This is a genomic window from Paenibacillus ottowii, assembly GCF_006874425.1.
Classification (GTDB): Bacteria; Bacillota; Bacilli; order Paenibacillales; family Paenibacillaceae; genus Paenibacillus; species Paenibacillus ottowii.
In genome coordinates this window covers 1-20,445 of record NZ_VIJZ01000008.1, presented here as the reverse complement: position 1 = coordinate 20,445, position 20,445 = coordinate 1, and the positions used below count along the sequence as shown (strand labels likewise).

Here is a 20,445-nt window from a genome sequence, read left to right as displayed (position 1 = left end):
GGGTTTATGCGAACTGAGATTTATGAGCATTTTCACCCGGATGAACGGGATTATGTGGATCGCGCTTCCGAATGGATCAGTCATGCGGGAGCTTATCATGAGCAGAAGCTGACTGATTTTTTGGATCCGCGACAACAGTACATATTGGAGACGCTTGCTTCGAAGGAAGACAAGGTCACGATCAGGGTAGATGGCGGATACACAGCTTCAGAACGAAAGCGGGCGCTGATTGCGCCCGATTATTCGTATTTGGATGATGAAGAAATGGGAATTAAGGTCCTTTCCATTACTTCTGATGATCATAAACTCAATACCCTTGAGCATGGTGATTATCTAGGTGCCATATTGGGGCTTGGAATCAAGCGTGGAAAAATAGGGGACATTCACGTCCTGGATGATGGCTGTCATGTATTGGTAGCATCCGAGATCGGAGACTTTTTGACCATGCATTTGCAGCAGGTGCATCGTGTTCATGTATGGACGGAACTGTTGCCAGTAGCAAGTCTCCGAACGAAGGAAGTTGCATTAGAGGCGATGGATCTGACAGTGGCCTCTTTGCGCTTGGACGGGATTGCTAGCGATGTATACAAATTGAGTCGTAGTAAAATATTAGCACCGATTCGAGCAGGACGATGTCGGGTAAACTGGAAGGTGAAGGAGAATCCATCTACTTCACTTAAAGTGGGGGACGTTATTTCCATGCAAGGATTTGGGCGTTTCAAGGTGCTCGAAACAGACGGAATGACAAAAAGGGGTAGATTCCGTGTCAAAATTGGTAAGTTTGTATAGCTGTAGGCAGGATTTATGAGCATTCTGTCGAAAGAAATAAGCTATAGCGCAGAACTGGAACGATTTTGCTCTGTACAGTATTCACAAAACGGGTTATGATGACCGATAGATGATAATGAGCGTCGTGACGCGGAAAATGAATTTTTTGTCAATCTTATAGGAGGTGGACGGCATGCCATTAACGCCATTGGATATACATAATAAGGAATTTGCCCGCCGGCTTCGCGGTTATGATGAGGATCAGGTTAATGAATTTTTGGATCAGGTGATCAAGGATTACGAGGGCGTTATTCGAGAAAATAAAGAATTGAGCACCCAGTTGTTGAACGTACAGGAGAAGCTCGATCATTTCGCGACGATTGAGGATACGCTGAGCAAGACAATTATTGTCGCGCAGGAAGCAGCTGATGAAGTTCGCAACAACGCCAAGAAAGAATCTCAACTGATCGTGAAGGAAGCGGAAAAAAATGCGGATCGTATTGTGAACGAAGCATTGTCCAAATCCCGCAAAATCGCGTTGGAGGTAGAAGAGCTGAAGAAGCAGGCTTCAATTTACCGAGCACGGTTTCGTACATTGGTGGAAGCACAGCTCGATTTGTTAAGCCAAGACGGTTGGGAAGCACTTGAAAACCGGGAACGCGAAGTGCTGGAGCGCGAGCGTGAAATGAAAGAAATTTACTAATTTTGATTTCTGACAAGCTTTTTTAGGTCTTGTTAGGGTTGACTTTTATCTTTAAACAGGCTATAACTGTAAATACTATACTGGATTCAACGATCATCCGTCTATCGGCTGATGGTTGTTATTCAAGGCAACGAAGTTGCTGGTTTAATATTTCGATGAATTTAACATGTTTAATTCGTTGATGGGAACGAGTACGTCATGATTTGTCCCTCAGAGAGTTGGCCTTCCGGTGCAAGCCAACGTTCAGAACATGACTGAAGATCCTCCCGGAGAAGTGGGCTGAAGCGCTTGATTTTATGGCGTGTGTAAGCAATCACCGTCTGCCATGCGTTATAATGGCGCCCTGCTGAAGTTGAGTGGGGCTCAGAGAGTCGTGACCAGATCGTCTTCTTAAGAATGGTCTGTTTACGGAATCAGGGTGGTAACGCGAGCACAGTCTCGTCCCTTTTACAGGGATGGGGCTTTTTTTGTTGCTTTTTTTGGTACGCTAGAACAATCAATGATGAGCAGAGAGGAAGTATGACGTTATGAACAGAGTGGATGTCAAAGAAAAAGCACGGTCCCGTGACCTGCGCATCCTGAGCAAATGGAAGCAGGAAGACACATTCCGTAAATCCATCACCCATCGTGAAGGAAAACCCAATTTTGTGTTTTATGAGGGTCCACCAACTGCTAACGGCAAACCGCACATCGGTCATGTGTTGGGTCGTGTAATTAAGGACTTTGTTGGCCGCTATCAGACCATGAAGGGATACCGTGTCGTACGTAAGGCAGGTTGGGATACGCATGGCCTGCCAGTAGAATTGGGTGTGCAAAAGCAACTGGGGATCTCCCACAAACCTGAAATTGAAGAATATGGCGTTGAGAAGTTTATTAAAAAATGTAAGGCGAGCGTGTTCGAGTACGAGCAGCAGTGGCGCGATTTAACTGAAGCGATCGGATACTGGACAGACCTCGATCATCCATACATTACCCTGGACAATAACTATATCGAGAGCGTATGGAACATTTTGGCGACGATTCATGAAAAAGATCTGCTATATCGTGGTCATCGTGTGAGTCCGTATTGCCCGGATTGTCAGACAACGCTAAGCTCTCATGAAGTTGCACAGGGCTATAAAGATGTAAAGGATCTGAGTGCCACGGCCAAATTCAAGCTGCATAGCAGTGGTGAATATGTACTTGCCTGGACGACAACACCTTGGACCTTGCCGAGTCACGTGGCGCTCGCGGTTAACCCTGAGCTGGAATACGCACGTGTTAAGCAGGAAGATGGTGTGTACATCGTTGCCAAAAATTTGGTTGAGGACGTAATTAAAGGCGATCATGAAGTGATTGGTACGTTGTCCGGCTCAGAACTGGTTGGCCAAACGTATACCCCGCCATTTACTTATTTTCAGGTGGAAAAGGGTAACCAAATTCTGGGCGCGAAGTTCGTAACAGACTCCAGCGGTACAGGTATCGTTCATATGGCTCCGGCACATGGTGAGGATGACTATCGCGTATGCCGTGAAAATGGCGTTGGGTTTATCAACGTAGTGGACCTTGAAGGTAACTATGTAGCTGAAATCACTGATTTTGCAGGTCGTTTTGTGAAAGATTGCGATGTAGATATTGTGAAAATGCTGTCCGAAAAAGGTTTGTTGTACAGCAAGGAAAAATATGAGCACAGTTATCCGTTCTGCTGGCGCTGCGATACTCCATTATTGTACTATGCGATGGACAGCTGGTTTATCAAAACAACTGCGATCAAGGATCAACTGATTGCTAACAACAGCCAAGTTGAATGGTACCCAGGTCATGTACGCGAAGGACGCTTTGGCAAGTTTTTGGAGGAACTAGTGGACTGGAACATCAGTCGTGATCGCTATTGGGGTACACCGCTCAACATCTGGGTTTGTGAGGAAACTGGAGAACAGTTCGCACCTCACAGTATTGCTGAATTGAGAGAACGTGCGATTGGGGACGTACCGGCGGATATCGAGCTACACAAACCATATGTAGATGATATCAAGGTTCGTAGCCAATGCGGTAAATACGAAATGACTCGCACACCGGAAGTTATCGACGTATGGTTCGATAGCGGCTCTATGCCGTTTGCACAGCATCATTATCCTTTTGAGAATAATGAAACGTTTAAGCAGCAATTTCCAGCAGATATGATCTGTGAAGGCATTGACCAGACTCGTGGCTGGTTCTATAGCTTGCTTGCAGTTTCGACGATGCTGACTGGCAAGGCTCCTTACAAAGCTGTCATGGCAACAGGCCATGTACTGGATGAGCAGGGGCAGAAAATGTCCAAATCGAAGGGAAATGTGATCGATCCGTGGGAAGTGATTGACGAGTACGGTACAGACGCTTTCCGTTGGGCGTTGCTCTCCGACAGCGCACCATGGAATAGCAAACGCTTTTCCAAAGGCATCGTAGGCGAAGCCAAATCGAAGCTGGTAGATACGCTTGTCAATACACACGCATTTCTGACCTTGTATGCGGATATTGACGGATATGATCCGGCACAGCACCCATTCAAGCCGTCGGCACACAAGTTGGATCGCTGGATTTTGTCCCGTCTGAACAGCCTGATTTTGGTCGTGGACAAAGCATTATCTTCCAATGACTTCCTGAACTCATCCAAAGCGATTGAGTCGTTTGTGGATGAGCTGAGTAACTGGTATATCCGTCGTTCACGCGATCGTTTCTGGGGCAATGGGCTTACAGAAGATAAGCTGGATGCATATCGTACACTGACCGAGGTGCTGTTAACGACGGCGAAGCTGCTTGCACCGTTCACACCGCTGCTTGCTGAGGATATTTATCTCAACCTGAGCAAGGGGGAAAGTGTTCATCTGGATGACTATCCGTCTGCCAATGAATCCTTAATTGATCTGGAACTGGAACGAGATATGGAAACAGCACGTCGCGTCGTTGAATTAGCACGCAATGTCCGTAACGAAACAGGTTTGAAAACGCGTCAACCGTTGTCTGAGTTGATCCTGTCTATGGATCAGGATTTTGACCTGAGTGGCTATGAGGAAATCATCAAAGATGAGATCAATGTGAAGCATATCCATGTGGAGACGGACGATAGCGGGTTTGTAGATTTTACACTGAAGCTGAATTTGAAGGTAGCAGGTAAGAAATACGGCAAAAATGTTGGATTCCTACAAAACCTTTTCAAAGGAATGTCTGCGGAGGACACACGTTCTGTTGTAGAAAAAGGAGTGCTGAATGTGACTTCTCCAGAAGGGGAAGAGCTGCAAGTTACAGCCGAGGAATTGCTGGTGGAGAAAAAAGCGAAGGAAGGTTTCGCATCTGCTTCTGGCTATGGCTTAACGGTAGCGTTGAACACAGACATTACGCCTGAGCTTGAGCAAGAGGGCTGGGTACGTGAAGTGGTTCGCGCGGTACAAGACTACCGTAAAAAGCTGGATCTGCCGATTGAAAAGTATGTGGCATTGACGTTGGATGTAGACAACGAGCTGCGCCAGGCGATTGAAAGCTTTGACTCTGTGTTGCGTGAGAACGTATTGGTGACCACTGTGACGTTTGGTCAAGCCGAACCGGCAGAACATGTAGAAGTGAACGGCAAAACCATCGGCGTTCATATTGGGGAATAATTACAAGCCCCCTGTCCCATAATACAATAACAGGCAGCATATAAAACGAGCCTAAGCATCGGAAACGGGTTTCCTCCGTTACGTGCTTCGGCTCGTTTGCTGCGTTCGGGGCAGCCATGGGAAAAGGGGGATTGTGCATATGACAGCACGGTCAAGGCGCAGACAGGGAAGGTATCTCAAAGGGATGAGAAGAGAAAAAGCTGTCGTAGCCTCAGATAAGGGAATAGCAGGTGACCAGGCAGAGAAATTAAATCGTGTGGAAAAGCTGGTACGGACTGTGTCAGAGCAGATGGAACGTACACGTATTGCAGATTACGCTTTGCTGCTGAATAAGCCTTGGCGATTACTTTGGCTAAATCTAATATCAGGAATTTCCAGGGGAGTCGGCATCGCGCTGGGTTTTACCTTTTTTGCCGCTACCATTATATATGTGCTGCAGGTGCTCGGAGCCCTGAATTTGCCGATTATCGGTGATTATATCGCTGATATTGTACGCATCGTACAGCGACAATTAGAGCTTACCACCTACTAGGACGTTTCACTGTTAAGCTTACGATTCGTCCTCGTGCATATCTGGCTCCAGCAGACCTTCACCCTCACCGTCTTCTAAATATCGTTGATAAATAGAACTGCGGACAATGGAGACATTTCTGCCATAAATGTCAGTAGCGACAAAGCTTTCATATGGCTCTACGAAGCCCATATTATCATCGCCGGCTTCAATTTCCATATCATCATAGCTGTGGACTTCTCCACTTTCCGCCATGGCTGGGGAGTTAGAGGTACCCCAGTTTTCAACGATCTGCCAAGCATCTTCACCGTCAAAGCCGTTTTGTTCTTCACGCTCATCCAGGCTTGTTCTACCGAACGCAGGAGCGAGAAATTCCTCTTCTACCGGACGATTGTTGGATACTTCGGTTTCCGGATTGTATTCTTTGCAGTAAATGGTGTAGGGAACAGCCAGCAGGCGTTCATAGGGAATGGGTTTACCGCTGGCAGCGCAGATCCCATAGGTTCCCTTGTCCATAGCCATCAAGGCTGATTTGATCCGTTCCAATTGAAACTCGTCATGCTCCAGTAAGGAAATATCTTTGGCTCGCTCATAGGTTTCGGTAGCCAGATCGCCTGGATGGTTATCAATGGGAGAAAGCTCACCAGTTTGATCGCGTTGAGAATCGCCGAGTCCGTAATGGTCGTTGTTTTGCAAACGATGCTCAATTTCCTTTTTGCGTTCGAGCAGTTCGTTACGCAAGCCCTGCAACTGTTGCTCCGTCAATGGGGACATGGAATCCTCTCCTTGTTCAAGATTTACATGCATTGCGTTGTGTCAGGTATGCTCCTTGTAGTGTGCACCGGGAAGACCTCTTTTACATAGGAAATTCTAATCAAATGTGATCGAGTTCATTCCATGTATGGACTGTGCTGGATAGCCGGCGGGACTCGTGGACGATCTGAGAAGGCTTATGCTACAATAAATGGGTTCGACAACGGATATAAGCGGATCGGAGTGACGAAGGACTGTGATTTATTTTGGTATTGCGTTAATTATTTTTTTGATTGATCAGGGAGTCAAATATTTGGTAGCTACGCGGATGGAATTGTATGAGCAAATACCGGTCATCGGTAATTTCTTTTTAATCACTTCCCATCGTAATCGTGGAGCCGCTTTTGGGATTTTGGAAGGACAACGCTGGCTTTTTATCGTGATTACAATTGTAGTCGTGATCGGTATCGTATGGTACCTGAGAAAAACAGTCAAAGCTGGGCAGAAGCTGCTGCCTGTGGCGCTAAGTTTGGTGCTTGGGGGAGCGGTCGGTAATTTTCTAGATCGGGCTATCTCGGGAGAAGTGGTTGATTTTGCGCAGTTCAATTTTGGAAGCTACACATTCCCGATTTTTAATGTGGCAGACTCGGCGATTGTCATCGGTGTTGCACTGATTATTTTAGATACATTGCTGGAATCACGTCGGGAAAAAGGGAATGGCAATGATAGCGTTGAAGGGAAGTCATAGCATGAACGAAGTGAATGAAAACAGCGAATCCACCGATCTGTCTTATGAGGACGAACTGGAGGGTGAATCTCTGGAATGGACGGCAGATTCGGGAGATGTCAAAACACGGATAGACAAATACATCGCCGAAGAAATGAAGGATGTGTCTCGTTCCCAGATCCAGCTGTGGATTGGGAATGGTCGCGTGCTGGTAAACGGTGCAGCGGTCAAAGCGAACTACAAGCTGGCTGAAGGAGATCATATTGTACTATCGGTACCTGAGCCAGAAAGTGTAGATATTAAGCCGGAAAATATTCCGCTAGATGTCGTGTACGAAGATTCGGATGTTATTGTCATTAACAAGCAACGTGGTCTAGTCGTGCATCCTGCACCAGGGCACTCCTCAGGAACACTGGTTAACGCACTGATGTACCACTGTCAAGATCTTTCCGGCATTAACGGGGAATTACGCCCCGGTATTGTTCACCGTATTGATAAGGATACATCAGGACTGCTGATGGCTGCTAAAAATGATCAGGCCCACGCATCACTTGCAGCACAGCTTAAGGATCATAGTGTGACTCGGAAATATATAGCATTGGTCCACGGTCATTTGAGCCACGACCAGGGAACCGTAGATGCTCCAATCGGTCGTGATGCAGGTGATCGTAAAATGTTTACGGTGACGGAACGCAACAGTAAGCATGCAGTTACCCATTTTCTCGTTATTGAACGGTTGGGGGATTATACCTTGCTTGAACTTCAATTGGAGACAGGGCGCACACATCAAATTCGTGTTCACATGAAATTCATTGGGCACCCATTGGTTGGCGATCCTATGTATGGACGCAGTAAAGGAGTTCGTATGGAGGGCCAAGCCCTGCATGCAGCGGTACTGGGCTTTAATCATCCAACCACGGGAGAATACTTGGAATTTAGCAGACCGATCCCTCCTGATATGGAGGACGTATTAACGTCCTTGCGTAGTCGCTAAAACAATGATGAACTGCTTTTCTATTCAAAAACTTGAATAAATCATTAATTTAGACCGCCTAAATGGCGGTTTTTTTATTGTGAGACAAGGAATGGGTAAAAACAACTATGGATAATTATACAGATATGATGTATATTTATTAAAGTGCTTCCGGTGGTTCCGGTTGAACGGGTGTTGACACGAGATTTTCAATCTGTCATACTTCTTGTAGTTGCGATGAACTTTGTCCAAGAGATGGTTAGCCATCTCGCACTATAAGAAGCAGGACAAAGGAAATCCTGAATAGCACCTTTAAATCAGTCCCGTGAGGCTGGCAAGGTAACGTGAATGGATCACTGATCAGTGCATCCGCTGCGGCGGTATGTCTTCAGTGTGTCCGACAGATCGGAGAACAGTGGAAGACTGTTCATACGAGACTCCTTGCCAAACTTGGGCAAGGAGTCTTTTTTTGTATCCGAACACGGGACCAGGTCTGAAGGGAACATCACCTGAGGAGGCTGGAAGCATGAGTTATGAAACACATGTACTGATGGATGAAATTGCGATTCGTCGGGCATTAACGCGGATTGCACATGAAATTTTGGAGAAAAACAAGGGTATCGACGATTGTGTGCTAGTAGGCATTCGCACACGCGGAGTTCATTTGGCGCAGCGCTTGGCTGAAAAAATTGCTGAGATTGAAGGCGCACCGATTCCATGGGGAGAGCTGGATGTCACAGCCTACCGGGATGACCGAAGCAGCGTTGCCGAGGCGAAAGGAAATGGAAAAGAGCTTTTGATGAATCCTGCCGACGTATCGATTCATGATAAGAAAGTCATTCTCTTTGACGATGTGCTGTACACAGGCCGCACCATTCGCGCGGCAATGGATGCATTGATGGACTGCGGACGACCGCAAATGATTCAGCTGGCTGTGCTAGCAGATCGCGGACACCGTGAGCTTCCGATTCGTCCAGATTACATCGGCAAGAACATCCCGACCTCCAAATCTGAGGAAATCGTAGTAGCACTTCAGGAGACGGACGGTAAGGACGAAGTGACGATCATTCAGAACCGGGGGGAATAGGTATGATCACAACAGCCAGTCAACTTAGAGAACGTAGCCTGCTCGGATTAAAAGAACTTAGTCGAAATGAAATTGAGTCGATTCTGGATCGTGCTCATTACTGGGAATCACAGCCGCAAAAACTGATTCCAGTTCTACAGTCACGCTTCGCGGCCAACATGTTTTTTGAAAATAGTACACGCACACGCTTTTCTTTTGAAATGGCGGAGAAGCGCCTAGGCGCTCAGGTTTTGAACTTTTCCGCTGCGGCTTCCAGTGTGGAAAAAGGGGAGTCCATCTACGATACGGTGCGTACGCTCGAATCCATGGGCATAGATGCTGGAGTCATCCGGTTAAAGCCAGCCGGAGTGCTGCAAGAGCTTGCTGAGAAGGTCAGTATTCCGCTGGTTAATGCGGGGGACGGCAACAATGAGCATCCAACGCAGGCTCTGCTGGACCTTTACACCATGCGCAAAACTTTTGGTGAGCTGAAAGGCTTGAGAGTATCCATCATAGGAGACATTCTTCACAGCCGTGTAGCTCGCTCGAATCTGTGGGCTTTGCAAAAATTCGGAGCCAAGGTCAGCTTCTGTGCACCGGATAATATGCAAGCACCTGATCTTGCAACGTACGCTCCTTATGTACCGATGCAAGAAGCTTTGCAAGCAGACGTAGTTATGATGCTGCGGGTACAGCTGGAAAGGCATGCAGAAGGAATGTTGCGCTCAGCGGATGAGTATCGAGAGCAGTACGGTTTGACAGAAGAAAGAGCAGCGAGCCTTAAGTCCGGAACAATTATCATGCACCCGGCTCCAGTGAATCGGAATGTGGAGATCGACAGTGCAGTGGTGGAAAGCGAGCAATCGCGAATTTTCCCGCAAATGGCCAACGGGGTTCCGATCCGTATGGCGGTTATGGAACGGGCAATGAAGCTGTAGAAGCTGTCAGTAGAATCGTAGGAAAAGTTGCAAAAAACCTGAGCGGAGGAATATTTCAGATGAAACAATTAATTATGAATGCAAACGTATTGAACGAGCAGGGCGAGACGGAATTAAAATCCATTCTCATCGCTGACGGAAAAATTGTGGCTATCGCAAATGCGGAAGCCGGGATTAGCCTCATTATGGAAGAAGGGGCATCCGGGCAAGAGCTCGAAGTCGAAAAAATCGACGCCCAGGGAAAGCTGGTCATCCCCGGTCTAATCGACATGCATGTGCATCTGAGAGAACCTGGCTTTGAATATAAAGAAACAATTGAAACAGGCAGCCGCGCCGCGGTAAAAGGTGGATTTACCACGATTGCCTGCATGCCAAACACACGTCCGGTGACGGACAATGTGGACACAGTTCAGCTGGTGCTGAAAAAGGGGCAGGAAGCAGGGCTCGCCAAGGTGCTTCCTTACGCGGCCATCACGAAAAACGAGCTGGGACGTGAGCTGACGGATTTTGAAGCGCTCAAGGCAGCAGGTGCCATCGGCTTTACTGATGACGGAGTCGGAGTGCAAAGCGCACAAATGATGAAGGATGCCATGTCACGTGCCAAAGCGCTGGATATGCCGGTCATTGCGCACTGTGAAGATAACACGCTGGTTGTAGGAGCAGCAGTGACAGACGGTGAATTTGCCAAGCGTCACGGGCTTAAAGGCATACCCAACGAATCTGAAGCCATCCATGTTGGACGTGACATCCTGCTATCCGAGGCAACCGGGGCACATTATCATGTATGCCATGTAAGTACAGAGCAATCGGTGCGATTGATCCGCCATGCCAAATCCTTTGGCATCAAGGTCACTGCTGAGGTATGCCCGCATCACTTGGTACTCTCCGATGAAGATATTCCTGGACTGGATGCCAACTGGAAAATGAATCCACCGCTTCGCTCCCCCCGTGATGTTCAGGCATGCATTGAGGGGCTGCAGGACGGTACGATTGATATCATCGTAACTGACCATGCAGCACACAGCGAGGAAGAGAAAGCAAAAGGGATGGAGCTGGCGCCATTTGGAATCGTCGGATTTGAGACAGCCTTTCCGCTGCTGTACACCAAATTCGTAGCTACCGGAAAATGGACGCTGGACTTTCTAGTACGCCGTATGACGACTGATCCAGCGCGTGTCTTCCGACTTGATACGGGACGCCTGAAAGAGGGAGCACCCGCTGACCTGACCATGATTGACCTGGAGCAGGAGCAGGCAGTTGATCCACAAACGTTTGCCAGCAAAGGACGTAACACTCCTTTTACAGGCTGGAAGCTCAAAGGCTGGCCTGTGAAAACTTGGGTAGACGGCAAACTGGTATGGTCTGCCGACGAAGCGCAATAATACACAACTACTAAAAAATAGAACCTAATAGCAGGAAACAATATAGAGGAGTGAGACGGGATGCAGGCAAGATTGTTACTTCAGGACGGCACGCTGTTTACAGGCACATCATTTGGTGCGGAAGGTGAAAAAACAGGCGAGGTCGTTTTCAACACAGGGATTACAGGCTATCAAGAGGTGCTGACGGATCCCTCTTATTGCGGACAAATCGTAACCATGACTTACCCGCTGATTGGAAATTACGGAATAACTCGTGATGATTTTGAATCGGTACGGCCTTATGTCCACGGCTTTGCTGTTCGACATTACGAGCCAGCGCCAAGTAACTGGCGTGCTCAATACAGCGTGGGCGATTTGCTGAAGGAATATGGCATCATTGGCATTAGCGACATCGACACCCGCATGCTCACCCGGATTATTCGCCATCATGGCACGATGAAGGGCATTTTGACGACTGGTTCCCAGCCGTTGGAAGAACTAAAAGAAATGATGTCCGACTTGACCATCGAAGAACTGCGTAATCAGGTTCCTTTGACTTCTACTCCTCATCCGTACAGCAGCCCTGGTAACGGAGAACGGATCGTATTGATTGACTATGGTGCTAAAAGTGGTATCCTGCGCGAACTGAACAAACGGGACTGTGATGTGGTCGTCGTTCCACATGATACCACCGCTGAGGAAATTCGTCGCTTGGATCCGGACGGTATTCAGCTGTCCAACGGTCCTGGAGATCCGAAAGACGTACCACATGCCGTTCGTACAGTGGCTGAACTGCTAGGAGAATACCCGATTTTCGGAATTTGCTTGGGACACCAGCTGTTCGCCTTAGCTTCGGGAGCAGATACGGAAAAACTGAAATTCGGACATCGCGGTGGTAACCACCCGGTGAAAGAACTGGAGAGCGGACGTTGCTTCATCACTTCACAAAATCATGGTTACACAGTGAATGAGGAATCAATCCAAGGAACGGAGCTTGAAGTGACGCATATTAACAACAACGATAAAACGATTGAGGGCCTTAAACATACTAAGTATCCGGCGTTTTCGGTGCAATACCATCCAGAGGCTGCGCCTGGTCCTTATGATAATGGCTACCTGTTTGACCGCTTCCTGGAAATGATCCGTGAGCACAAAAGAAATCAACCCAAGCAACCGCGTCAGGCTGCTATCGCCGCCGCAGTGAGAGGAGAGCGCTAATATGCCGAAAAATACAGAACTTAAAAAAATACTCGTGATCGGTTCCGGTCCTATCGTCATCGGTCAGGCAGCAGAATTCGATTACGCTGGTACACAAGCTTGTCAAGCGCTCAAAGAAGAAGGCGTCGAGGTAGTACTGATCAACAGTAACCCGGCAACCATCATGACAGACACCAATATGGCAGATAAAGTATACATCGAGCCGATTACACTTGATTTTGTAACACAGATTATTCGCCAGGAGCGTCCGGATGGTCTCCTTCCTACGCTGGGAGGACAGACAGGTTTGAATATGGCAGTAGAACTGGCTCGCGCTGGGGTGTTGGAACGCGAAAACGTGAAGCTGCTGGGCACTCAACTGAATTCAATTGAAAAAGCTGAAGATCGGGACTTGTTCCGTGACTTGATGCGTGAGTTGGAACAGCCTGTACCGGAAAGCGTAATTGTAACAACACTGGAAGAGTCACTGGAATTTGCTAACGAAATTGGTTATCCCATTATTGTTCGCCCGGCTTATACACTTGGGGGAACAGGCGGTGGGATCTGCGCCACAGAAGAAGAATTGCGTGAAACAGTGAGCTCTGGCTTGCGTTACAGTCCAATCGGGCAATGCTTGGTGGAAAAAAGTATTGCGGGTATGAAGGAAGTCGAATATGAAGTTATGCGTGACGGCAATGACAACTGCATCGTTGTCTGCAACATGGAAAACTTCGATCCGGTCGGCGTGCACACTGGCGATAGTATCGTCGTAGCGCCGAGCCAGACGCTGTCAGATCGTGAGTATCAAATGCTGCGCTCCGCTTCTCTGAAAATTATTCGCGCCCTCAATATCGAAGGCGGCTGTAATGTACAGTTTGCGCTGGATCCGCACAGCTATCAATACTACGTGATTGAGGTCAACCCACGGGTGAGTCGTTCCTCGGCATTGGCTTCCAAGGCGACAGGATATCCGATTGCCAAAATGGCGGCCAAAATTGCATTAGGCTATACACTGGATGAAATTGTGAATCCGGTAACGGGACAAACGTATGCTTGCTTTGAGCCGACATTGGATTACATCGTGAGTAAAATACCACGCTGGCCATTTGACAAGTTCATTTCTGCCAACCGCAAGCTGGGCACACAAATGAAAGCAACCGGTGAAGTCATGGCCATCGGACGTACATTTGAAGAGTCAATCCATAAAGCGGTTCGTTCTCTGGAAATTGGTGTGCATCGCCTGCATCTCAAGGGTGCCGATCAACTATCTGATGAGGTGCTTAAGGATCGTCTGAGTAAAGCAGATGATGAACGCTTGTTCCTGGTAGCCGAGGCATTCCGTCGCGGCTGGAAGCAACAAGATATTCAGGATATAACTAAAATTGATTGGTGGTTCCTAGACAAGATAGAGGGAATTGTCAAATTTGAATCCACTATCGCAAAAGAGTCTGAGTTGACTTATGAAACACTCTATCAGGCCAAACGAAAAGGATTTACCGACCGCTCCATTGCCGAGATTCGCAGTATGGGTCAACGCAAGAGTATGACAACCGAACCCGAGGTTCGTGAATTCCGTCTAAATCAAAACCTGCGTCCTGTCTACAAAATGGTAGATACGTGCGCAGCCGAGTTTGAAGCTACAACTCCGTACTATTACTCCTCTTATGAGGTGGAAAACGAAGTCATTCCATCTAACAAAGAGAAAGTCATTGTACTCGGCTCTGGACCTATTCGGATCGGTCAAGGGATTGAATTTGACTACTCCACCGTACATGCGGTATGGGCTATTCAAAAAGCGGGTTACGAAGCGGTAATTATTAATAACAACCCGGAGACCGTATCTACGGACTTTAACACGTCGGACCGTCTCTACTTTGAGCCACTTTTCTTCGAAGATGTAATGAACGTCATCGAGCAGGAAAAACCGATCGGTGTCATCGTCCAGTTCGGCGGTCAAACGGCGATTAACCTCGCAGCCCCACTTAGTGCGGCGGGCGTGAATATTTTGGGTACGAGTCTGGAAAGTATCGATGAAGCAGAAGATCGGAAAAAGTTTGAACAGCTGCTGTCTCGCCTTGCTATCGCACAGCCTAAAGGAAACACGGTCACTTCGGTAGATGAAGCGGTAGGAACTGCCCAAGCATTGGGGTATCCGGTTCTGGTACGTCCATCCTATGTCCTGGGCGGTCGCGCTATGGAAATTGTGTACTCAGATACGGAATTGCTGCGGTACATGGAAGAAGCGGTTAAAATCAATCCGGAACATCCCGTGCTCATCGACCGTTATATGCTGGGCAAAGAAGTTGAGGTCGATGCCATCTGTGACGGTGAAACTGTTCTGGTACCAGGGATCATGGAGCATGTGGAACGGGCAGGGGTTCACTCAGGAGACTCGATCGCGGTATATCCGCCGCAACACTTGTCTGACGAGCTAAAGCAAAAAGTCGTCGACATTACGATCAGCATTGCCAAGGAATTGAAAACGATTGGTCTGGTAAACATTCAGTTCGTCATTCATCAGGATGAGGTGTATGTCATCGAGGTTAACCCTCGTTCCTCACGGACGGTTCCTTTCCTTAGCAAAGTTACGAATATTCCGATGGCAAACCTGGCGACACAAGCCATTTTGGGCGGCAAGCTCAAAGATGCAGGCTATACAGACGGGCTTTGGCCTGAGAGTAATTATGTCTCGGTTAAGGTTCCTGTATTCTCCTTTGCCAAGCTGCGTCGTGTAGAGCCGACACTGGGGCCTGAAATGAAATCTACAGGTGAAGTTATGGGACGCGATATCCAGTACGCCAAAGCATTATACAAAGGCCTCGTAGGCGCAGGCATGAAAATTCCATCCACCGGAGCGATCATCATCACGGTAGCAGATAAGGATAAAGAAGAAGCGGTTGAGCTGATGCAGGGCTTTTATAGACTGGGCTACAAAATTATTGCTACAGGTGGAACGGCAGCTGCATTGAAACAGGCCCACATTCCAGTGAACACTGTTAACAAGCTAAGTGAGGGTACTCCGAATATTCTGGATATGATCCGCACAGGTGAAGCCAACTTTGTCTTCAATACGCTGACCAAAGGCAAAACGCCAGAGCGTGACGGGTTCCGCATTCGACGCGAAGCGGTTGAGAACGGCGTTGTCTGCATGACCTCGCTGGATACAGTACGCGCTTTGTTAAAAATGCTGGAGACGATTAACTTTACATCCGAGTCGATGCCAGTTCTCAGCAACTAACGAGTTATAAATAGACGGCAAATAAGTAGTAATGGGAAGGACATTCATCAGCTTTTGCTGGCGGATGTCCTTTATCACGGGCACATATACCCGAAATGATGTGAAAAGGGGATGTAGAACGGTGAACGAAGCATTTCAGCAGATGGCAGGACGGCTGATGGTTGCGTTGGATTACCCGGATGCACAACAGGCTGAGCAGTTCATTCGGCAGCTTGAGGGAATTCCTTGTTATATAAAAGTGGGGATGCAGCTGTTTTATAGCGCAGGACCAGCTTTTGTAAAACAATTAAAATCAAGAGGTTATTCCGTATTTCTGGATTTGAAAATGCATGATATCCCCAACACGGTACGGGGAGGAGCAGAGAGTATTACTCGCCTAGGCGTGGATATGTTTAATGTACACGCTGCTGGAGGACGCAGTATGATGTCTGCAGCCAGAGCCGGAGCCGAAGCAGCGATTTCCGCAGACAGCTCGCTTGCCATGCCGCTAATTATTGCAGTCACACAGTTGACCAGCACAGATCAGACGACCATGAATACGGAGCTGGGCATTCCTGGCACGGTGCAGGATACAGTCGTCCGTTATGCACAATTGACACGTGAAGCTGGACTGGACGGTGTGGTAGCATCCCCATTAGAAGTGCCTGCGATTCGTGCTGTATGCGGATCTGACTTTAAAACCATAACCCCGGGCATACGCCCGGCAGGCAGCGCTACAGGTGATCAATCTCGTGTGCTCACACCCGGACAAGCCATTGTCCAAGGCAGCAGCCATATTGTCGTTGGACGGCCGATCACGGCGGCACCAGACCCACGCGCCGCAGCAAAACATATTATTGAGGAGATGTTACAAGTATGACTACATTAAACAATATACCAGAGCAAATTGCATCCCATCTGTTGCGCATTCAAGCAGTGGCACTGCGTCCACAGCAGCCTTTTACATGGACATCAGGCATTAAATCCCCTATCTACTGTGACAACCGCCTGACCATGTCCTACCCGGAGGTGCGTGAACTGATCGCAGACTCTTTTGCGGCTATCATCCGTGAACAATACCCCGAAACAGAGGTTATTGCCGGCACAGCCACAGCAGGGATTCCTCATGCTGCCTGGGTGGCCCAAAAGCTAAATCTGCCAATGGCTTATGTCAGAGACAAAGCTAAAGGACATGGGAAAGAGAACCAAATCGAGGGTCGCATCAGCGCCGGGCAAAAGGTTATGGTCATCGAGGACCTCATCTCTACCGGGGGTAGCTCCATTAAAGCAGCCCAGGCTGTAGAGCAAGCAGGCGCCCAGCCGTTAGCTGTACTGGCTATTTTCAGCTACCAGTTGGACAAAGCCACTCAAGCTTTTGAAGAAGCAGGAGTGAAGCTGCAAACCTTGTCCAATTACACCGCTTTGATGGAGGTCGCCTTGCGTGAAGGAACCATTCAGGAGGAAGAAATGGAGCTGCTGCGTTCCTGGCGCCAAGACCCGGCTTCCTTTGGCAAATAAGGCTGAGCATATAGAGATAGCAGAGCTAATAGATCGTGCAGTACAGTCACTTTGCATTCAGTATAGATTGTTATAAATCAAGCTGTGTAAATCGAATTCGATCCGGATACACTAACACCTACTATCATGTGAAAAGGGGAGTTCGGATGTATTGGGTTTACTATGGCAGACTGTACACGACTAAATTCCAAGCAGGATGTCTGGCAAAAAGGCTAGAACATGATGGCTGGATGTATGGCTACAATGACCCCCGCGCAGTGGAGGTGTACCGCTCGCGCAAAGGTCGCTATGGTGTCCGATTTATTCTGTAGGTTCATAAAAAAAAAAAAAGAAAATTTCAAAAAACTATTGACGAAACACAAGAAAATGTTGTATATTAATTAACGTTGCTGTTACAAATATGTAGCGTGAATATACATATTTTTTTGAGGGCCCTTAGCTCAGTTGGTTAGAGCGGTCGGCTCATAACCGATTGGTCGGGGGTTCGAGTCCCTCAGGGCCCATTTCCTTAAAAACCCTTGCTTAGCAAGGGTTTTTTTGTTGTTCATTATTCGCTGCTTTAGTGATAGGATTTGTTTTGGAGAGGTTGTTTTGGAGAGGTAGATTGTTTATCCTAGTAAAAGGAAAATTAAAGAGTGTGGTAACTAATTTTTAGGCATCTCATGAATACATCGCGATAGCTAGGGTGTGTACGCAAACTGTAGATCAAGAGAACATTCTGGTAAAATAAGAGATATGGGACGAAGATACAAATTAACAGACCGTGAATGGGAAGTCGTTCAGATGCTTTTGCCCCCAGTATCTTTCGAAGCTGGATTTACAGAATCGAGAGATTTTGGCGGATCAGGCGTATGATACCGATGTGATTATGGCCTTAATAAAGGAACAAAACGCAACCGCCGTCATTCCAAGCAAACGCAACCGGCGAAAGAAGCGAGTTTACGACAAGGATACGTAAAAATAGAAGCATTTAATCGTAAGGGCTTTTTTAATCAAGTGAAACAGTATTAGCGCTTGGCAAGCCGCTATGACAAGATAGCGAGCGTGTTCAAGGCTTTTTGGCGTTGATTTCGATAAGGATGTGGCTCAAATAGGTTTGCGTATAGGCTCTAATCAATCTAACTAGTTCAATATTGTGGATGATCCTGGATAACGACGTTTATGGAAGTGGATAAGTCTATGTAGAATTTATATAAACTTTCAATTTTACAAATATCAATAAACATATTATTGTAAAAACAAAGAAATTGGAGGTGGCTTGACAATGAAAATTCTTATAGTAGGCTATTTTACACAAATTTCCAAATCAAATATTAAAAAATATTTTCCTAATGACTGGGACATTGTAATTGTGCCGCCGGGAAAAGAAATGCTGCATCATATTGGAGACTGCCAGGTTATCATACCTGAACATATCAAAGTGGATCGCGACTTACTTTCCATGGCAAAAAAATTGAAACTGGTACAGACGGGTGCAGGGTATGATAATGTAGATATTGATGCCTGCACGCAACTAGGTATTTGGGTAGCTAATGCTGCAGGAGTGAATGCGCAGGCAGTGGCCGAGCATGTAATGGCGCTGATGTTGTCTTATTATAAAAACATACCCTACCTTGATAGATTCATGAAAACCAGAATAGATGAAAAACAGTTGGACTATACAGGAAGTGAATTAAAAGGTAAAACGATAGGGATTATCGGCTTTGGTGCTGTCGGTAAAAAAGTAGCTGAGTTTTGCAGGGTTTTTGATATGAATGTGCTGGTTAATGCTAGACATGCCGTTGTACAACCTGACAGCTTTGTAAAAATGACTGATTTCGATAATCTTGTAAGGGTATCAGATATAGTCACTGTACATACGTCACTGAATCCGCAAACCAAACAACTGATTGATAAAGCAGTATTCAAAAAGATGAAGAATGCCGCACTTTTTATCAATACGGCTCGCGGTGGGATTGTCAATGAAAATGACTTAATAGCTGCTTTAAAAGATAAAGAAATTTCAGGAGCATGCTTGGATGTGTTTGAATCTGAACCGCTTTCAATTGACAGCGAACTAAGGAATCTGAGTAATGTCATACTTACTCCCCATACTGCTGGCATGCCAGATGGCGTCAAGTTGCATAAAAAAAGATATGATTTTTTTGTCAATAATATAAAACATATAAAAAACGGTGAAGAACCCGAAAGCAAGCTTAATCAGGTGTTATAGTTCTGATAATTTTTCATTTTATTAAAAAAGTAGTCGATCAATTGGCCGTTCTTTATACGTATCCTAGTCATACGCCCGCTTTTTTCTTCGGTCTCGCTTGTTCGGAATCCATCACCGAATCATCTGCCTGTCCTAGTACAACTCAAAGCGGAGCGGATTCCCCAGTACATCAACCACGAACGCCAGAAAAAGCTGTAGGCTGAAGACCAAGGGCCATCATAATTGGGTAAATAATGCCATGAAGCACCGATACGGGCAACCCAGAGGACGGCTTCACAGTTTGCCTACACACCCTAGTAGGATTATAGTCCAATAAAGAAAGCACTGCCCAATAGATGGTCAAGACCCCATTTTGTAGACATTGAAAAAAGCCCCTAGGCGGCAAACTGGCGTCGGTACTCTATCGGCGTCAGTTTTTTTAGTTTTCGTTGCGGCCGTTTTCGGTTATAAAAACGAATATATTTCTCGATTTTGCTTTGTGCTTCGGTAACTGTTCGGATATGATAAGGGTAGAGCCCTTCCGTTTTGAGATGCGAGAAGAAACTCTCCATCGAGGCATTGTCATAACAATTTCCTCGACGAGACATGCTGATTTGGGCGCCAACCATGGGTAGCATGTCTTGGTAAGCGTGAGACGTGTACTGGAATCCCTGATCGCTGTGAACGATCAGTCCGGTCACGTCTTTCTGCTTAGCAAACGCTTTGCTGAATGTGCGGAGCACGAGTTCATTGTCGTTGCGTTCGCCGATTTCGTAAGCCACGATCTCGTTATTAAACAGATCCTTAATTGCCGATAGATATACCCAGCGCTCTCCAACACGATACTGGGTAATGTCAGTTACCCATGTCTGATTAGGCTTTTCCGCAGTGAAATTCCGTTTCAG

The 20,445-nt window shown here is 47.0% G+C and carries 17 protein-coding genes, 1 tRNA gene and 1 other annotated feature; of the genes, 16 read left to right on the top strand and 2 right to left on the bottom strand.

Annotated features, from left to right (window positions below; genetic code table 11):
• The first annotated feature begins 6 nt into the window (after nt 1–6).
• The 4 genes from FKV70_RS18160 to FKV70_RS18145 all read left to right on the top strand — a co-directional run bounded on the left by FKV70_RS18160 (nt 7) and on the right by FKV70_RS18145 (nt 5,620).
• Nucleotides 7–789 (top strand): YlmH family RNA-binding protein, encoded by a 783-nt coding sequence (locus tag FKV70_RS18160; RefSeq protein ID WP_142613744.1) that lies wholly within the window; start codon nt 7–9, stop codon nt 787–789.
• Nucleotides 790–961: 172 nt separating this feature from the next.
• On the top strand, nt 962–1,471 hold the full coding sequence (locus tag FKV70_RS18155; protein ID WP_013311075.1) for a DivIVA domain-containing protein: 510 nt from the start codon (nt 962–964) through the stop codon (nt 1,469–1,471).
• A gap of 169 nt (nt 1,472–1,640) precedes the next feature.
• Nucleotides 1,641–1,920 (top strand) — a binding site (T-box leader).
• A gap of 78 nt (nt 1,921–1,998) precedes the next feature.
• Complete coding sequence (ileS, locus tag FKV70_RS18150) at nt 1,999–5,088, top strand: isoleucine--tRNA ligase (protein WP_142613743.1); 3,090 nt, start codon at nt 1,999–2,001, stop codon at nt 5,086–5,088.
• 139 nt (nt 5,089–5,227) lie between these two features.
• Nucleotides 5,228–5,620: a DUF5665 domain-containing protein gene (locus tag FKV70_RS18145; RefSeq protein ID WP_244310783.1), complete on the top strand. Its 393-nt coding sequence runs from the start codon at nt 5,228–5,230 to the stop codon at nt 5,618–5,620.
• 18 nt (nt 5,621–5,638) lie between these two features.
• Here the strand turns inward: FKV70_RS18145 and FKV70_RS18140 are convergent, their stop codons facing one another.
• A complete protein-coding gene (locus FKV70_RS18140; protein ID WP_142613742.1) occupies nt 5,639–6,373 on the bottom strand; it encodes a TraR/DksA C4-type zinc finger protein in 735 nt (244 codons plus the stop codon).
• 235 nt (nt 6,374–6,608) lie between these two features.
• Here FKV70_RS18140 and lspA point away from each other — a divergent pair, with 235 nt between their 5' ends.
• The 12 genes from lspA (at nt 6,609) to FKV70_RS18085 (ending at nt 19,561) form a co-directional block, all read left to right on the top strand.
• Nucleotides 6,609–7,100 (top strand): signal peptidase II, encoded by a 492-nt coding sequence (gene lspA / locus FKV70_RS18135; RefSeq protein WP_063210154.1) that lies wholly within the window; start codon nt 6,609–6,611, stop codon nt 7,098–7,100.
• 1 nt (nt 7,101) lies between these two features.
• Entirely contained in the window at nt 7,102–8,073 is a 972-nt protein-coding gene (locus FKV70_RS18130; RefSeq protein ID WP_142613741.1) for an RluA family pseudouridine synthase, read from the top strand.
• Nucleotides 8,074–8,578: 505 nt separating this feature from the next.
• On the top strand, nt 8,579–9,139 hold the full coding sequence (gene pyrR, locus FKV70_RS18125; protein ID WP_142613740.1) for a bifunctional pyr operon transcriptional regulator/uracil phosphoribosyltransferase PyrR: 561 nt from the start codon (nt 8,579–8,581) through the stop codon (nt 9,137–9,139).
• Between the two features lie 2 nt (nt 9,140–9,141).
• On the top strand, nt 9,142–10,056 hold the full coding sequence (locus FKV70_RS18120) for an aspartate carbamoyltransferase catalytic subunit (protein WP_063210157.1): 915 nt from the start codon (nt 9,142–9,144) through the stop codon (nt 10,054–10,056).
• Between the two features lie 59 nt (nt 10,057–10,115).
• The gene (locus tag FKV70_RS18115; RefSeq protein WP_142613739.1) at nt 10,116–11,438 is read left to right on the top strand and encodes a dihydroorotase; all 1,323 of its coding nucleotides are present in this window, start codon (nt 10,116–10,118) and stop codon (nt 11,436–11,438) included.
• A gap of 60 nt (nt 11,439–11,498) precedes the next feature.
• Nucleotides 11,499–12,635: a glutamine-hydrolyzing carbamoyl-phosphate synthase small subunit gene (gene carA / locus FKV70_RS18110; RefSeq protein WP_063210159.1), complete on the top strand. Its 1,137-nt coding sequence runs from the start codon at nt 11,499–11,501 to the stop codon at nt 12,633–12,635.
• Between the two features lies 1 nt (nt 12,636).
• Nucleotides 12,637–15,852 carry a carbamoyl-phosphate synthase large subunit gene (carB, locus tag FKV70_RS18105; RefSeq protein ID WP_142613738.1) on the top strand — a complete coding sequence of 1,072 codons (3,216 nt, stop codon included), beginning with the start codon at nt 12,637–12,639 and terminating at the stop codon, nt 15,850–15,852.
• 64 nt (nt 15,853–15,916) lie between these two features.
• Entirely contained in the window at nt 15,917–16,711 is a 795-nt protein-coding gene (pyrF, locus tag FKV70_RS18100; protein ID WP_142613737.1) for an orotidine-5'-phosphate decarboxylase, read from the top strand.
• The gene (gene pyrE / locus FKV70_RS18095; protein ID WP_064796071.1) at nt 16,708–17,349 is read left to right on the top strand and encodes an orotate phosphoribosyltransferase; all 642 of its coding nucleotides are present in this window, start codon (nt 16,708–16,710) and stop codon (nt 17,347–17,349) included. The genes pyrF and pyrE overlap by 4 nt, the downstream gene beginning before the upstream one ends.
• A gap of 146 nt (nt 17,350–17,495) precedes the next feature.
• Nucleotides 17,496–17,660 (top strand): hypothetical protein, encoded by a 165-nt coding sequence (locus FKV70_RS26180; protein WP_167669737.1) that lies wholly within the window; start codon nt 17,496–17,498, stop codon nt 17,658–17,660.
• A gap of 118 nt (nt 17,661–17,778) precedes the next feature.
• Nucleotides 17,779–17,852: transfer RNA gene (locus tag FKV70_RS18090), tRNA-Ile, on the top strand.
• A 761-nt stretch (nt 17,853–18,613) separates the two neighbouring features.
• The gene (locus FKV70_RS18085) at nt 18,614–19,561 is read left to right on the top strand and encodes an NAD(P)-dependent oxidoreductase (protein ID WP_142613736.1); all 948 of its coding nucleotides are present in this window, start codon (nt 18,614–18,616) and stop codon (nt 19,559–19,561) included.
• A gap of 374 nt (nt 19,562–19,935) precedes the next feature.
• Here FKV70_RS18085 and FKV70_RS18075 read toward each other — a convergent pair.
• Nucleotides 19,936–20,445, bottom strand: a 510-nt coding sequence (locus tag FKV70_RS18075; protein ID WP_142613735.1) for an IS3 family transposase, incomplete at its 5' end; no start/stop codon positions are given.